At 65.4% G+C, this 15492-nt stretch carries 17 protein-coding genes; 9 read left to right on the top strand and 8 right to left on the bottom strand.

The genetic code is table 11. The annotated features are described in order from the left end of the window. Positions 1–242: 242 nt before the first annotated feature. Positions 243–476: a hypothetical protein gene (locus tag ABEA33_RS03240; protein WP_345525130.1), complete on the bottom strand. Its 234-nt coding sequence runs from the start codon at positions 474–476 to the stop codon at positions 243–245. 72 nt (positions 477–548) lie between these two features. On the opposite strand from ABEA33_RS03240, the gene ABEA33_RS03235 reads away from it, so the two are divergent. The 8 genes from ABEA33_RS03235 (at position 549) to ABEA33_RS03200 (ending at position 10695) form a co-directional block, all read left to right on the top strand. Then, positions 549–2024: a recombinase family protein gene (locus ABEA33_RS03235; protein WP_345525129.1), complete on the top strand. Its 1476-nt coding sequence runs from the start codon at positions 549–551 to the stop codon at positions 2022–2024. Positions 2025–2365: 341 nt separating this feature from the next. Continuing rightward, positions 2366–2566: a helix-turn-helix domain-containing protein gene (locus ABEA33_RS03230; RefSeq protein ID WP_345525128.1), complete on the top strand. Its 201-nt coding sequence runs from the start codon at positions 2366–2368 to the stop codon at positions 2564–2566. An 852-nt stretch (positions 2567–3418) separates the two neighbouring features. Then, positions 3419–3652 (top strand): hypothetical protein, encoded by a 234-nt coding sequence (locus ABEA33_RS03225; RefSeq protein WP_345525127.1) that lies wholly within the window; start codon positions 3419–3421, stop codon positions 3650–3652. A 78-nt stretch (positions 3653–3730) separates the two neighbouring features. Beyond that, positions 3731–8185: a hypothetical protein gene (locus ABEA33_RS03220; protein ID WP_345525126.1), complete on the top strand. Its 4455-nt coding sequence runs from the start codon at positions 3731–3733 to the stop codon at positions 8183–8185. Positions 8186–8313: 128 nt separating this feature from the next. Further along, positions 8314–8571, top strand: coding sequence for a hypothetical protein (locus ABEA33_RS03215; protein WP_345525125.1), 258 nt, complete (start codon positions 8314–8316; stop codon positions 8569–8571). Continuing rightward, a complete protein-coding gene (locus ABEA33_RS03210; protein WP_345525124.1) occupies positions 8571–8924 on the top strand; it encodes a hypothetical protein in 354 nt (117 codons plus the stop codon). Before ABEA33_RS03215 ends, ABEA33_RS03210 begins: the two co-directional genes overlap by 1 nt. A 34-nt stretch (positions 8925–8958) precedes the next feature. Beyond that, on the top strand, positions 8959–10140 hold the full coding sequence (locus tag ABEA33_RS03205) for a hypothetical protein (protein WP_345525122.1): 1182 nt from the start codon (positions 8959–8961) through the stop codon (positions 10138–10140). A 270-nt stretch (positions 10141–10410) separates the two neighbouring features. Beyond that, the gene (locus tag ABEA33_RS03200) at positions 10411–10695 is read left to right on the top strand and encodes a hypothetical protein (RefSeq protein WP_345525121.1); all 285 of its coding nucleotides are present in this window, start codon (positions 10411–10413) and stop codon (positions 10693–10695) included. 162 nt (positions 10696–10857) lie between these two features. Here the strand turns inward: ABEA33_RS03200 and ABEA33_RS03195 are convergent, their stop codons facing one another. Continuing rightward, complete coding sequence (locus ABEA33_RS03195) at positions 10858–11061, bottom strand: hypothetical protein (protein ID WP_345525119.1); 204 nt, start codon at positions 11059–11061, stop codon at positions 10858–10860. Next, complete coding sequence (locus ABEA33_RS03190; protein WP_345525117.1) at positions 11058–11303, bottom strand: hypothetical protein; 246 nt, start codon at positions 11301–11303, stop codon at positions 11058–11060. The genes ABEA33_RS03195 and ABEA33_RS03190 overlap by 4 nt, the downstream gene beginning before the upstream one ends. Positions 11304–11604: 301 nt before the next feature. On the opposite strand from ABEA33_RS03190, the gene ABEA33_RS03185 reads away from it, so the two are divergent. Beyond that, positions 11605–11937 carry a hypothetical protein gene (locus tag ABEA33_RS03185; protein ID WP_345525115.1) on the top strand — a complete coding sequence of 111 codons (333 nt, stop codon included), beginning with the start codon at positions 11605–11607 and terminating at the stop codon, positions 11935–11937. 152 nt (positions 11938–12089) lie between these two features. Here ABEA33_RS03185 and ABEA33_RS03180 read toward each other — a convergent pair whose 3' ends face one another. The 5 genes from ABEA33_RS03180 to ABEA33_RS03160 all read right to left on the bottom strand — a co-directional run bounded on the left by ABEA33_RS03180 (position 12090) and on the right by ABEA33_RS03160 (position 15440). Further along, positions 12090–12590, bottom strand: coding sequence for a hypothetical protein (locus ABEA33_RS03180; RefSeq protein WP_345525114.1), 501 nt, complete (start codon positions 12588–12590; stop codon positions 12090–12092). A gap of 62 nt (positions 12591–12652) precedes the next feature. Next, positions 12653–13285, bottom strand: coding sequence for a hypothetical protein (locus ABEA33_RS03175; RefSeq protein WP_345525113.1), 633 nt, complete (start codon positions 13283–13285; stop codon positions 12653–12655). A 33-nt stretch (positions 13286–13318) separates the two neighbouring features. Then, positions 13319–14173, bottom strand: a complete 855-nt coding sequence (locus tag ABEA33_RS03170) for a 3-methyladenine DNA glycosylase (RefSeq protein ID WP_345525112.1) — start codon at positions 14171–14173, stop codon at positions 13319–13321. Then, positions 14170–14907 carry a hypothetical protein gene (locus tag ABEA33_RS03165; RefSeq protein ID WP_345525111.1) on the bottom strand — a complete coding sequence of 246 codons (738 nt, stop codon included), beginning with the start codon at positions 14905–14907 and terminating at the stop codon, positions 14170–14172. The genes ABEA33_RS03170 and ABEA33_RS03165 overlap by 4 nt, the downstream gene beginning before the upstream one ends. Beyond that, a complete protein-coding gene (locus ABEA33_RS03160) occupies positions 14904–15440 on the bottom strand; it encodes a SigE family RNA polymerase sigma factor (protein ID WP_345525110.1) in 537 nt (178 codons plus the stop codon). The genes ABEA33_RS03165 and ABEA33_RS03160 overlap by 4 nt, the downstream gene beginning before the upstream one ends. Positions 15441–15492: the final 52 nt, after the last annotated feature.

The following is a 15492-nucleotide window of genomic DNA, read 5'->3' as shown; positions in this document are numbered from 1 at the left end:
CATGGTCGCTGAGGAAGCGAGGGGCGATACGCCGTTCACGGTGGTTGAGGTGTAACGCGCGCTAGCGCCGAGCCTCGAAACCACCCGAGTCAGCGGCGATATCTCTACGCTGGCATCGTGAACCTCAACCTGTCGGTCTTCTGGACGCTCGTGGTCCTGGCGATCGGGACGCCCTTGCTGACGGCCATCCTGGCGGTTCTGTCGTTCCTGATTGCCGAGCCCACCATGGAGGTGTAGGTCGCTCAGGCGGCCGCCAGCAACCGCTCGCACTCCTCGGTCAGCCGCGTCCGCAGCGGTTCGCCACGAGATGCGAAGACCCGCTGCGCCTCGGCGTACTCCGCCTTGCCGGCTGCGGTCTCGATGCGCACGGGGGCGTAGCCCAGGTCCTCCAGGTCGTACGGCGCCGCGCGCATGTCGAGCTCGCGGATGTCGCGCGCGAGCTCGAAGCAGTCCGCGACCAGGTCGGAGCTGATCATCGGGGTCAGCCGGAAGGCATGCTTGTAGAGGTCACTGCACGAGTGACACGCAGGCAACTAGGATGTGACGCGATGTCGACACCACTGAACGTATCGCTCTACGTGCGCCTCTCGGAGGATGAGCGCGGAACTCAACTCGGCGTCGCCCGGCAGGAGCAGGCGTGTCGCGAACTCGCAGAGGCGAAGGGCTGGACGGTCCGCGATGTTTTCGTGGACAACGATCTGTCAGCGACGACGGGAGTTCGTCGCCCTGAGTTTGAGCGGCTGCTGTCGTCCAAGCCCGACGCAATCCTCTGTTGGCACACGGACCGACTCGTCCGGCTGAGCCGTGAGCTCGAGCGCGTCATTGACCTCGGCGTGAACGTCCACGCTGTCCAGACGGGACACCTGGATTTGTCGACGCCTGCCGGGCGAGCGGTGGCGAAGACGGTCACCGCTTGGGCGCAGTACGAAGGCGAGCAGAAGGCCGAACGTCAGAAGCTCGCGGCGAAGCAACGCGCGCAAGCGGGCAAGCCGTGGTGGCCGACTAGGCCCTTCGGGCTGAACATAGACGGCACACTCCATCCCGACGAGGCGCCGGCACTCAAGAAGGCGTACGAAGAACTTCTGAACGGCTACACGCTCGCTCGAGTGTCGCGAGAGCTGGCCGAGGGCGGCTTCACGACGAACAAGGGCAACCCGTGGAAGGCGGCGTCTCTCCGGCCGGTCCTTCTGAACGCCAGGAATGCCGCCATCCGCGTCTACAACGGCGTGGAGGTCGGGAAGGCTGCTTGGGACGCGATCGTGCCTGAAACGACGTATAGGGCGGTCGTACGTCTGCTCAACCATCCCGACAGGCGCTCGAACGGCGGCGCTGGCGGTAAGGGGCGTCGTACGAACCTCCTGACGGGCTTCGCGACATGCGACAAGTGCGGAGCGACGGTCAGAGGTGGTTGGCGCGGCACCGCGGGGGATGAAAACGCATACAGGGTCTACGAATGCAGTGGCCGGCATTGCGTCTCGCATCCCGCGGAGTGGGTGGACAGTGTTGTGACGCGCGTGGTCATTGAGCGAGTCGAGACATGGGCTGACGTGCTCGCCACTGGCGATTCCGCTTCGGATGTAGCCGCCGCCGAACTCCGGATTGAGGAGAAGGCACTACAGAGTCGCCGCGCCGAGCTCGGTGAGTTGTTTGCGTCCGGGAGGGTCGGAGTCGAGACGTTGACGGCCGGCGTACAGGCCGCGGAGCATCGACTGAGCGAGATCGCAGACCTTTCGGCGCAACGAGCCGCGAACGCCTTCAGCGTCGACCTATATGACGTGGAGGCGCTCTGGCTGTGGGCCGACGACGTAGACAAGTTCCGTCCCGTGGTTGAGCGGGTCTGCCTCGGAATTCGACTCAAGCAGCGAGGAAAGGGCTACCGCGGGATGCCGCGCTACCCCGAGCACCTCGAGATCGACCTCAAGCCGCTTCCCAAGGTCGTGGAACTGTCTTACCAGCCTCCGGCGTTGCCGGAGTCGGCCCGGCAGGTGTGGACCGACGCCCGGCACGAAGTTGCGAAGTCGTGACCGAAACCATCCGACATGGGTCGGTTCTGAGACCGTCAGCAACTGTGTAGCGGTGAAAGTTCTTCTCGGCGACGTGCATGCGAAGCGGTTCTGAGACCGTCAGTAACTGTGTAGCGGTGAAAGTTCTTCTCGGCGACGTGCATGCGAAGCGGTTCTGAGACCGACAGTAACTGTGTAGACCTCTTCCGACCGGCGTGCCTCGTGTAGCAACCGATGTCCAGCATCGGGCGAGCGAGTCCCGGTCCGACAGCCCCTGTGTCTCTTGGCGGGCACGGGGGCTCCTCTCTTTGCCCATCCGTGCGATGAACACACATCACTCTTGAAAGGAGGTTGATCGGGACATGGACTCATTCGACCTTGGTGGACACGCCTACCGCTCTCGTCGAGCCACAAGTGAAGAGCTCGGCGTGCATCCGACGACGCTATCCAACTGGCGATGCTCCGGCCGCGAGCCGCTCCGCTCGTACAAGTTCGGTCACGGGATCTACTACCGCCAGGACGACATCGACGCCTATCTGGCGCGTCACCGCGTTGCAGGCTGAACAGTTCGAAGCGAGGGTGCAGCGTCACCGTCCGCTACTACGAAAGCGGCGGTTCGCGCTCGAGGGCGAATGCTCCCCGCCGTCCGGCCAGGCGGGCTACTGGTGCGCCAATGCCGTCAGAGACGTCCCACTGAGTGGCCAGTACGTTGCCAAGCAGCTCGCGCGGCTATGCGGCGACGACTCGAAGGTCGCAATGCCGTGGCGATCACTGGCTGACGCCGTGGGCGTGACAGACAGGGCCGGGCGCCACGTGGCATATACCCAGCGCGGGGTTCTGGCACTCGTTGAAGCTGGCTGGCTGCGTGTCGAGACGGTCGGCGCCGGCAGAGGCGCTGTGACGACGTTCTACCTGATGCCCGGAGATCGCTTCGACCTCCTCTGGCGACGCCCTGCGACCGCGGATCTGGCGGCGTAGCGAGAAACGTACAGAAGTACAGGTGGGGCGTTCAGTAGTACAGAAATACGGTCTCCGATGCCACCGGGGAGCATGCCGCTCTGTCTTGAGTTCTCCACCGGCAAGGTAGATAAGAAGAATTGTCAAGTTAGAAACTTTTAGGAGAAGTGAGATTTCAACCTTCATTCCATCAAAATCAAAGTCAATCCATGTTGGCAAGGGACTATCTCATCTGCCGGTGAAAGATAATCCGAGCGTGGCGCCCGTACGTCTTGCAGAAATACGTAGGAGCCGTGAGATCGGCTGGCTTACGCCATTCGTAACGTATCCGGCCTCTCGTGATACTCAGGTGCCTTGTCGGTGCCGGTGTGGTGCTTCCGTTGCTCCCCGAGCTGGCGCGATCGCCGATGGCACTGTCCGGTCGTGCGGACTGGTCTCGGACGCCGATGGAGGCGGACATGGCCGACACTGATTGGACCGAGTACTCACCCGAGGCGATCGACTTTCTGTACGCCACGTACGGGATCAGACTACCCGACGACATGCCGCGGTGGATCGAGGCCGGCCTCCTGCCGACCGAGGTGAACCTGGCGATCGTCCTGCACGATCAGGGCTTCACGCCGAAGGTCGTCTCCACCGCGTACATGGGCAATGAGCCAATCCTCGACTACTTCCGTCGCGCTCTTGCCTGACGCTCAACGACCACTTCAAGCCCTCGCCGGGGGAGCAATTCCGCGAGGGCTTCTACATGCCCCAGAAGGGGGTGACACATGACTAACGCCACGATCATCGGCGAGGTCGCCGTGAAGGTTCGCCCGACAACCACGGGCTTCCGCGCGGAAGCCAAGCGCGAGCTGACTGCCATCGAGAAGGTGCTGCAAGACGTAACCATCGGCTTCGAGATGAACGTCGACCAGTTCATCCATGATGCCCGCGATGCGGTCGACCAGGCCCAGCGACGAGTCGGAAGCGTCGAGGTCGGTTTCGGCATCCGCGAGGCTGACAAGAAGCTGGTCCAGGCTCAGCTAGCAGCCCTTACGCACCGCCGTACAGTCTCGGTCGCACCGGACCTCGATGAAGCTGCCGCTGCGAAGGTGGGTGCCTCACTGGCTGCCCTCTCCGGCGCTCGAGCACTCAAGGACGTCGGGACAGACTTCACGGAGTGGGTCGGAGAACTCGACCGACAGACACCCAAGATCGCGGCCTCGGCGACTGCCGTCACCAACCTCGGCGCAGCCCTCGGCGCCGGTACGAGCAACGCCCTCGCGTTCGGGGGTTCCCTCGCATCCACTGCCGGCGCAGGTCTGGCCTTGCCCGGGATCCTCGGTGGAATCGCCATCGGGGCTGGCGCCACTGTCGCCGTGCTCAAGGACTTCAACAAGGAACTCCCAGAGGTTGGCGAGAAGTTCAGCGATCTGCAGGACTCGATGTCCGAACGGTTCTGGACGAAGGCGAAGGAGCCGATCCGCGGTCTTGTGGATGGCCTGCTGCCTGAGCTGTCCGACAGTCTCGATCGCACCGCCGATTCCCTCGGGGGCTTCTTCTCCAACCTCGCAGGCTCCACCCAGGGCAAGTTCAACGGCGAACTCCAGTCGATGTTCGACGACCTCAACGAGTCGGTCGACATTGCCAGCGACCACACCGACGCGTACGCCGGCATCCTCCAGAAGCTCGGCTCCGTAGGTGCGGGCAACCTTCCGCGCCTCGCCGGGTGGTGGGGAGACATCAACGAGCAGTTCAACGGATGGCTCGACGACAAGGGCCAAGCCGGACTCCAGGAGTACGTCGATACGGGCATCGCCGCCCTGGAAGACCTCGCCAATGCCGCTGGGTCCGCGGGCAGCACTCTGTCCGGGCTGGCCTCGGCTGCGGAAGCGGCTGGTGGTGGCTCACTCGCCGGCCTGGCCGACACGCTTGAGGACGTCTCCGACGCGGTGAACGCTGCGGACTTCCAGCGCAACCTCACGGGCGTCTTCGAGGGCGCTCACAAGGCGATGGACGGCGTTTCACGCGGTTCTGGTCCAGAGTTCCGCTCGTTCATGCTGCGCGTGTCTGACTTGCTCGCAAACGTGCTCCCACAGTCGGGAGAGACCGCGGGCAAGGCGCTTGGCGCCGTCTTCGACGCGCTAGACCGTCCAGGGCTCCAGAACTCGATCGAGGACACCTTCGGCAAGCTCGACACCGCCGTCGACAACCTCACTCCGTCACTGCCGGCCGTCTCCGACGCCCTGGCCGACATCCTCGGCGTAGTCGGGGACGTGACCGTCTCGGTGTCACGCGGGCTCGCTCCAGCACTCGACACGGCTGCACCAGCAGTCTCTCGGCTGACTGACGACCTCGACCCGCTCATCGACGCGCTCGGCGATCTCCTCGTCAACGCTGTCGAGGTAGCCGGTCCCGTGGTCGACGATCTGAGTGGCTCCATCGGCATCCTGGCGGGCAACGTCGCCACCGTCCTGCGGCCCATCAACGAGCTCATCGACCTGTTCCAGCAGCTTCCGGGTCCGGTCACCGGAGCCCTCGGTCACCTCGTCTCGCTCGGCCTCCTGGTCGGCGGCACTATGTGGCTGGGGACGATGATCCGCGCCAAGGTCGCGCAGTTCGGTATGGCCGTCACGGTCGCCGGCAACCAGGCCACGTTCGCGCAGGGCGCCTTCTTCCGAGCGGGTGCCGCAGCGCAGGGGCTCACGTCCCGCATGTCTGGCGCTCGAGGCGGTATCGCCGCCGTGGGCGGGGTTATCGGCATCATGGGCCAGGAACTCGGCGGCGCCAACCAGGCTGTCGGCATCCTGTCCGGCGCTGTGGGTGGCGCCGCGATGGGCGCAACGTTCGGCCCGTGGGGTGCCGTTATCGGCGGCGCTGCGGGCGCGCTTCTCAGCTTCACCAGCAACACCCACGACTCGGGTGACGCGATGGACGTGGCGACTGCCAAGGGCAACGCGTACGCCGACACCCTGAATCGGATCACGGGTGCGACCACCGAGGCGACTCGGGCGATGGCGTACGACAACCTCGTCAAGGGCGACGCCTTCAAGATCGCAGCCGACTATGGCCTATCCGCGAGGACGGTCGTAGACGCGGTAACCGGCGAGGCGGACGCCCGCAAGCAGCTCTCCGCGGTCATTGCGACCGCGAACGCTGAGGGTGACGCCTACGCAACACAGGCTCAGGCGCTCTACCGCCAGTACGGCGACACCATGACCAAGGCGCAGGGCGACGAGTACCAGATGTACAAGAAGCTCGGGGAGCAGCACCACGCCGCCGCGGACGCCCTCGCCGAGGAGACCGGCGACCTTGATCGCACGACGGCCGCGATGCGTCGCAAGATCTCGGCGATCACTGACTACTCGGCGATGTTCCGTGGGGACCGCATCCCCAAGGCAGTTCTCACGCGGTTCGAGGCTGTCGGCATCCCCGCCACCGTGCGCGGGATGGCGAAGCTCGCCAACAAGTACGACCTCGTGCCTGCGAAGGTCAAGACGATCATCGAGGAGTCGGGCGCCGACTTCACCTGGAAGCAGGTCAAGCGCGTCCTCGCTCAGCTCGAGGCGGCAGATGGCACGACGGCTCGTCCGCGCATCACCATCGACACCAGGACCGGCGACAAGCAGGTCAACGACACCAAGGCCAAGGTCGAGGATCTCGACAAGGTTGAGGGCGTCTCGAAGGTGCGGGTCAAGGACGAGGCGACCAAGCCCCTCCAGACCATCCGCACCCGACTCGTCCAGTACACCAAGGTCACCGCCAAGGCCACGGTCGACATCAACGATCTCGCCACGGCGAAGATCAACGCGATCATCACCCGGCTCGAGAACCTCGATGGCAAGGTCTCGACGGCCACGACCAACCTGCGCACGGTCTACACGACCGAGGGCAAGGGGAAGTCCGGCCGCATCGCCGCGGGCGGGGGTATTCAGGAGCCGACGCAGCTCATCACGTACACGGCCAACGCCCTCGGCGATGCCGTACGCGATGCGCTCATCAAGGCGACAGAGGACTGGCTCGAAAGCGTGCAGGCGAGCGCCACCACGGCGCGTGACGCGATCAGTAAGTCGCTCGAGGGTGCCGAGAACCGGCTCGAGAAGGCGAAGTCGAAGCGCGACAAGGAGCAGCAGAAGCTCGACCAGTACGACAACAAGGTCAAGTCGGCTCAGGCAGTCGTCGAGGCGCGCAGGGAGCAGGTCCGCAAGGCGGGCAATGCCGAGGCGCGCAAGCAGGCGCAGATCCAGCTCAACGCAGCAGAGCGTGACCTCGCTGCCGCCAAGAAGAAGCAGGCGGCACAGCAGAAGATCGTCAACGGTGCCCAGGCGGAAGTCCAGGCAGCCAAGGATCTTCTCAAGACGCGCAAGGGTCTGGCGAAGGGCTGGGAGATCCAGGCCGTGGCGCTGGACGCTGCGATCGAGGCGTACGAGGACGTCAACGCGCAGCTCGAGGAGGCATCCGCCAACCTCGACAGTCTGCGCGAGCAGATCAAGTCGTACAAGCAGGGTCTCGCCGACGCGTACATGGGCACCGCTTCGATCCTGAACGCGGGCTCGTCGTACAACTCCATGACCAAGTTCCTCGAGCGCCAGATCAAGGATCTGACTGAGTACAACGCCGGGGTCGACGCCCTCATCAACATGGGGCTCGACGACAACGTGATCGACCAGATCGCGCAGGCCGGTCCCGAAGCGCTTGCGTGGATTCGCTCGATCCTCAAGGAGGGTCAGGCGGGGGTCGACACCCTCAACGGCCTCTGGGGCGAGGTTGAAGGTCTGAGCATCGAGACCGGCGAGCAGGTAGGCGACTACGTGTTTGTCGACGAGCTCAAGACCGCGACCGACGCTGTGGACGTTCTGCTCGCAGAGCTCCAGGCGATGAAGGACCCGATCAAGGCCGCAACTGACGCGCTCCTCGCCGCCATCGGCGACAGCACGGCAGCCGGGGCGTCGAACATCGTGGAGCAGCTCGGAGTGATCCAGGCCGCGTTCGCGGAACTCGCCGGCATGACCGGCGTGACGTTCACCGTCGATGTGCCCAAGCCGACGAAGCCCAAGTCGCCGAAGGACAAGCCGAAGAAGCCGAAGAAGCCCAAGAAGCCGAAGTCGGCGAACACCCCGAGTTCCGGAGCAGCCGCTCGATCGGTCTCGCAGACGCTCATCTATAACGCCGCCCCCGGCAAGACGCTCTCCTCTGAGGAAGACCTCTGGGATGCACTCGGGAAGGCACAGGGAGGTTGGTAATCCCGCCAACCGCCCGCACAACAACTAAATAGGCACAACCGCCGCACCCGGCCTCCCAGGCGCTCACACGTCACAGGAGGCCGGGTGCGGTGCATCCAGATCCGTCAACCAGAGGAGCCCGCAACCCAATGACCAACGACATCGACCGCGCACAGCTCGTCCAGAGCGCAGCGCTCGAGCACAACCTCCCGAACGAACTCGCCGAGGCGCTAAAGGGTGAGACTTCCGAGGAGATCGAGGCACACGCCAAGGTGCTCGCCAAGTTCGCCTCGGTAGAGCCGGCAGACGACCCGGAGCTCAGCGGGGGACTCGATCCTCTCGGCGACCCAGACGGCGAGTTCGACGCCCTCGCAGCAGCGCGACGCGCCCGCGCGCAGCGCTGGTGATGGCCGACATGAGCGCGGCGGTAGATGAGCAGCAGGAAGTACCAGAGCAGGCACTCGATCACAGAGGGGCGATCCGAGCCCTCAGCAAGGTGCGTCGCGAGGCAGCAGCGACCCGGCTCCGCATCCAGCAGGCCGAAGCCCTGCTCGCTGGCTCTCGGACGTCGGAGGGGCTTGAGGCTGAGCTGGACTCCATCCGCGAGGCAGGGCGAGTCGCCAACCACCCGCTGCTAGTCGAGAACGTCGCCCTTCGATTCGGGCTCCCTGAGGAGCTCGCCGAGGCGCTCAAGGGCGACACCCGAGGGGAGCTTGAGGCGCACGCCAGGGTGCTCGCTCGCTTCGCTCCGGTCAACTGACCCCACCATCGAAAACACCGAGGAGACCCACAGAGTGACTAGGTTCGAAACCAGCATCCGCAGCGCCGAGGACAAGCAGCGAGCGGTGATCGAGACGTCAAACGAGACCGCGCGACAGGCGAAGGTGCGACTCAACAGCATCGGCATTGAGTACCTCGCGGCCCAACAGAAGATCAGGGACATCAAGAAGGACTGGGAAGTCCTCGACGAGCCAGACATCGCGACGCCGGCCGACCTCGCGGCAGCGGAGGCCGACCTCACCCGAGCCGAGATTCGCATCCGGGCGGCGAACTCGGCAGCGAATACGACGGCAAAGGCGGTGCGCTCGACGGACACGCGGCTAGCTGAGATCGCAGCCCAAGCGCTGGCGAACGCGTACGCGGACATCCCTATTCACTGCACCTTCGCCGACATCGGGACAGCGCGCCCGGCCCGCAACGAACTGCCACTGATCGTACTTACCCAGATCGCCGAAGCGAGCGCGACCGGCGACGGGGCACTGAGCGGGGAGGTCCAACTGACCTACTTCCGAAACGACGGCATCCACAAGGATCTTGATCTGACGGCGATCGGGGACGCCGCCAGTCGCATTGACGCCCGCATCGAGGCTGGCGCTGGCGGCGGAAGTTACGGAGCCAGCCAGGGTGCTTCCCTGAATGTCTGGGGGCACCCGGCGCTCCCGGTCATTTCGAACGTGTCACCCGCGGACTGTCGGCGACTTGGCGCCCACCTCATTCGCTCAGTGGCAACCCAGTACGCCGACCCCGGTCACTCCCTGCATCAGGGCGCGAGTGGGCTCCTACTCCAGACCCCAACCCAGCAGACGTACGGTCGAATGTCGGTTCTCAACGCCCGGTGTGACGGCGTGGAATCTGTTGATGGTGCTGAGCGCACGGTGACAATCGAGGGCGTCATTGTGGCCGGTTGGGCAGGTAGCCGGGGTGGCCCAGAACTCGCCGACGCCTTCCAGGACGCGCTCAACCGCACGACCGGCATCGCCGTTGACAACCTCGGACGCATCGCCTCAATCGAGGTTGTCAGTATCTCCAACTCACAGCTTGCGATGAGTGACAAGGAAGCGGGCGTCTGTCTTCGGGACGCAACCTCTGACGGCAGTGGCGGCATCCGCCGGTTCGGCACTGGCGACGCGGACGCCTTCCACTTCAAGGCAGTCGCGGTCAGTGAGGTCGGCCAGCCCGGCGAGCAGGCTGCCTGAGATGTGGAGCCAGCACGCCAGTCCAGACGAGGACATGCTCCTGTTCGACGGCCTCTGTTGCTGGTGTGAGGAACCTATGGACCTCGACCAGATCATGGATAGTGGCCGCGTGACCTGTAGCGACCGCTGTCGACAAGCACGGAGCCGCGCTAACCGCGCGGCAGCCGCTCTGCGGTAAGCAAAGACGAAGCCCCACTCAGCCACGCGCTGAGTGGGGCTCTTTCGTCGTTCTACCGGCTGACGTGGCTGTTCTCCGCTAGAACGTTCGTCATGGCAGTCGACTACATGCGCGAGAGCGCGCAGGAACTCCTCAAGAAACTCATCCTCGGAGGGATCGGTCTGTCGATCATTGGCGGTGTCGTCGCATTCGCAGCATGGCCGGGAACCGAACTGGTCACCTCGGGGGCTGGGGAGGTCGGCACCGGCGACACGGGTAGCGCGGTCGTGGCCGCACTCGGTGCCCTCGCAGCATGGGCAGGAAACATGGCGCTACTGGTCGGCCTCGTCGGCTGGGGGGTCAAGTTGGGCAACGAGGCCACTCTCCGCAAGTCCTGAACCTCGCGGGCGCAGGAGCGCAGCCAGTTCAGTGCGCACGCCCGCGGTTAGTGGCGGCAGCGTCGCCATCTGATAGTCGACCCACTCGTCCTTAGTCACACTCCGTCTCGGGATGCCGCCTGGTTGGGTGGTCATAGAGCCACGTTAGGTGCGCGAACTCCGCTACGTCTTGGGTAGGTGGATGGAGCCTGCGACGTAGCCTCTCAGCAGCGCCACGATCGCAGCGTTGCGGTTGATGCCGTCGCCGGCAGCCCGCTCGGCGGCTGCCTCCCATAGCTCAAGGTCGACACGAACGCCGCGCACGGGGTTCGCGCCACGGTCATGGGTCTTACCCGCGACACCCTTGCGCGGATCGGGTCGGCTCATTCCTCAGGCACTCCCAGTCTCTTGAGGTCGGCGCGGCGGGGCTTAGCGACCCGTACCTCTGTCCAGTGAACTCCGAGCCGTTCGGCCACGATTCTGGCCTGAGCCTCTGCCTCCGGGCCAGTCGCGTAGTTCTTGCGTCGCCACTCCTCGTGTTCGGCGTCGGTCACCGGTCCGAGTCCTCGGCGGGCTCGGTTGGCGCTCGCCCACGCAAACGATTCTTCACGGGGGGTCATGGTGGTCATGTCATTATCCTTTCGTTGGTGTTGCAACACAAAGCATGCACGAGGCGATGCGGTGTTGCAACACCAATCAGAATCTGGCCTGGACCACCGCACGCTCAGGGGACGTTCCTACGCTCGCGGAATGACGCCAACTGACGATGAGATCCGTGAGCGCATACTCGCGCCCCTCACTCCGGAGGAGCGCGAGTTCGTTCTGAGACAGCACGCCGCTTCGCCGCCCGTGTCTCCAGAGTTGGCTGCCGAGGTAGCTCGACTACGTGCAACGCACCTGCGGCGTTGATTGATCCGTACGCTGCACGCCATGACGGATGCAATCTGGGTCGCGCTCATCGGCGTGATTGCTGGCGCAGTAGGTTCTCTTGCCGCGCCCTGGGCTCAGTGGGGGATCGAGAAGCGGCGGGAGCGATTGACGCATCGGCGCGCGCTCGTGAGCACGTGGCGAGCCGGACTCTCGTCGTGGGAGATGGCTCTGCGTCGAGGCGATGAACATGAGCACTTTGCGTCGTACATGACGACCGAGTGGTACCTGTCGCTCCAGCCACACGTTGCCGGTCAATTGGCGTCGGCGCAGGACGTCACAGACTTCCTCGCTGACGAGATCTCCCGCGTAGAACGGGAGTGGGACCTCACGTAGGGGGTGGGGGAGGACCCGGAAGCCGGCAGAGACCCCCACCGGGGAGTCTTAGCAGTCGGGATTCTGCCACGGTTACCAAGTCGCTGTGACAGGGCCCAATTGGGGCACTGGGACTGGCCTGTGGAAGCGCCTGGGATGCTTGCAGCTTGGGCTTACAGCGGAAATTCGACCTTCTTGCTCACAACGGTCTGCCCTGTCCCGAGATCGAGCCGGCCTCGCACGAGCCTCGTGGAGCCCAGCGTCTGATTCGAAACTCGCACGAGCTTGTCGATGTTCTCGAGCGGAATGCAGAACGTTGCAGACGACCCTGGCTCAAGACGGTGCGGCAGGGTCGGGTTGATGTTCCAACCCGGAAAGCCGAAGGACGCGCCACTGTCGATCGCGACGTCAAATCCAGTGACGTCAACCGGCATCCGACCGCGGTTGCGACCTCTGACGACGACAACGAAGCTATCGAAGCCTTGGTCGGCCAGGTCTTCGAGCCTGACCGTGTGGAATGGCCCGCTAACAAGCTGACTGCCCCTCATGGCGCCAAGTAGTAGCTCGACCTTGACCCGCGCCCCGCTGAGGTTGTGCTGGACGACCTGCCACGTCAGAGAGATTGCAGACACGACGAGACTGAGAATCGCAAGGACGACGGCGAAGATGGTCACGGGGGCACCCTAGTGAGCAATTCCGTCCTAAGTGCGGCCTCCATGCAGATTCGTCCCGAGTGCTAGCGCCGGGACGGAAGTATGCGACCTCGAAGCCGTCCCGGCACGGCTGGACGAGGCGCCTGACCGTCTGCAAGTGCGCTGAGCGTGCTCACGAGTTCGCGTACGGCTACCAGTTCGTTGCTAGTGATCGAGTCGACTCGTTCAATGGTCGGAGGCGCCGCGATCCCGCCGTTTCCGTTCCACACCTCGTGGATGAGGGCCGTCAACTCAATCTGCTGAAGTTGATAGCCGCGGCGCGCGGCTTTGAACGGGGTTAGTCCGTCGAGATTCTCACCAAGGCCCTCCACGCGGTCGCTCAGCCACTCGACCTGTGCTCCAACCCGCCTGTAGTCAGCCTGCGCCTCACGCAGTTCCTTGGCTACGTCGCTCTTGGCCTCCGCAACTTTGTCGGCTTGCCACCCGAGGGCCGGCCTATTGACGAACGCACCCTTCCAGAGCGTGGTGCTTAGCGCCTGTGCTGCGGCACTCTGTTCGAAGGTCAGCAACTCGCCGAGCGCGCGGACATCGCGCTCCCAGCGGTCCTCGCGTCGCTTGCGAGCCTCGACGCGCGGCACAACGTATAGCTGCACCGTCGAGGCCACGCCGAGCGTCAAGAGAGCCGTGACGATGAACGGCCAGAGCGTCGACCACATGGCTGTGAGTGTGCAGCAGTCTGCCGACTTCGGTCAGGACAACAGCCGATCGCACTCATCGATCAGCTGCTGGCGCAGGAGTCCTCCACGCTCGGCGAAGTCCTTCTGCGCCGCGGCGTACTCCTTCTTGCCCTCGGGAGTTTCGATCTCAACAGGGGAGTAGCCCAGCCCACTCAGGTCGTACGGAGACGCTCGCATGTCGAGCTCGCGAATCTCGACCGCCAGGTCGAAGCAGTCGGCCATGAGGTCCGAGCAGATCATCGGTAGAAGTCTGTATGATGCCTTGTAGAGGTCCATCCCGGCGTGCAGGCAGGCCGGCTGCTCGAACTCCGCACGGTCGGCCGAGGTGGGAGAGAGCGTGTTCAGCGGCGCGGCCGACGGGGTGAAGAAGCGGTAGGCGTCGAAGTGCGAGCAGGCGATCCGGTGCGACTCGACGACCTCGTCGGTGCCGGCCGGGCCGAGCCGCAGGGGCCGGTCGGCATGGCGGGTCTCGTCCTCCGGGAGCCGGTAGACCATGGCCCACTCGTGCATGCCGAAGCAGCCGAAGTTCGCGGGTCTCGAGGCCGTTGCCCGCAGCAGTCGCGCCAGCGTGGTGAGCAGGACGCGCTGGGACGAGACGTACGACGTATCGACGGTGGTCGAGCCTGTCGAGACCCCGTAACCCTTGAGGGACTCGTACTCCGGCGCCTCGGCCAGCGCGACGCCGTACCCCGGGTGCCAGCGGCGCAGCTGTGCCGGGCGTTGGGAGTAGTAGGTGAAGAGGAAGTCGTGGACCGGGTGCTTCACGCTCTCGGAGCGCCGAGCGAGGTGCGGGGCGACGAACGCGTCGACCCGCACCTCGTGGGCGGTCGCCCGGGCAGTCCACTCAGCCCGGGGCAGCACCTTCATGGTTCCAGGGTAGGTCGCTCACTCGGGCGCTGCGCGCCCACCTGGTCCAGGGGCTGCATCCCGTCCGGCTCCGTCGACCCGCCGCCGAACTCGGCACCGTCACCGACGTGCACGCTGGCCGTGAACGCGAGCATCGTGTCCTCGTCCCAGCCGGTGTCGTTGGGGTACTGGAGCCGCACCGCGCCCTCGGGCTCGCCCGGCAGCGTCCAGGTCGAGATCGTCGTGTAGCCGGAGTCGCCGGTGATCCAGAACCGACGCCCGTCCACGTCGACCTCCCGGCCGCCGGGGGGGCGGGGCTCGAACATGATCACCAGCTTGCCCTCGAAGTCGTCGGGGTGGTCGGAGACCGAGCCGTCGGTCGGCGCGATGGTCACCGTCCACGGGTGCTCTCCCTGGACCGCCCACCCCTGCGGCGTGAGGTCGAAGGTGTACGGCGACGCATCGAGCGTCTCGGCGACGAGCTGGATGCCGTCCGGGGCCTTGGTGGAGGGCTGCGGCGTGGAGCTGCTGCCTGCCGAGGGTGTGCCCGACGAGTCCTGCCCGGTGAGGACGGCGGTGGTGCCGATGCCGAGGACGGCCACGGCGGCGATGCCGGAGAGCCCGGCGCGGACGCGGCGGCGCGACCGAGCCTGGCCGGCCGCGCGGGCGCGGGCCAGGTCGTCGGCCGGGTCGGGCGCGTGTCGTGAGGTCGAGGCCGCGAGGTGCAGGGCCTGCTTGAGGTCGTGGTCGGTCATGGTGACTCCTCCAGGATGAGGTGGTGGTCGGCGGTCTCGAGGACGGTGCGCAGGTGGGCGAGTGCCCGGGCGTTCTGTGACTTGACGGTGCCGGTGCTGCAGCCGAGGACGTGGGCCGTCTCGGCCACGTCGAGGTCGAGCCAGTGCCGGAGCACCACGACCGCCCGCTGGCGTGGTCCGAGGGACTGCAGGGCCGCGAGCACGGCCTCCCTCAGCTCGAGATCGGTCCCGGCACGCACCGGCTCCCTGGCCAGGGCCAGCGTTGGATCGGCCGACGTGGTCTCCCGCCGTCGGTGCGCACGCTTGGTCTCATCGATGAACAGATGAGTCAGGCTGGTGCGGGCATAGGCGAGCGGGCTGTCGGCGCGTCGTACCCGCGCCCAGGACAGGTAGAGCTTGGTCAGTGTCGTCTGCACGAGGTCCTCGGCGTGCGCCTCGTCACCCGCGCAGAGCAGCCCCGCGGTCCGCATCAGGTCCCGCCGGTGGGTGCGGGTGAACTCCACGAACTCGGTTGATCGTTCTTCATCGCGCATCTGGCCTCCTTTCACCCCACTTGACCCGGGCCGGCATGCGTTCGGTTGCATG

It is taken from the genome of Nocardioides endophyticus, assembly GCF_039543845.1.
GTDB lineage: Bacteria > Actinomycetota > Actinomycetes > Propionibacteriales > Nocardioidaceae > Nocardioides > Nocardioides endophyticus.
This window is presented reverse-complemented; position numbering and strand designations above follow the sequence as displayed.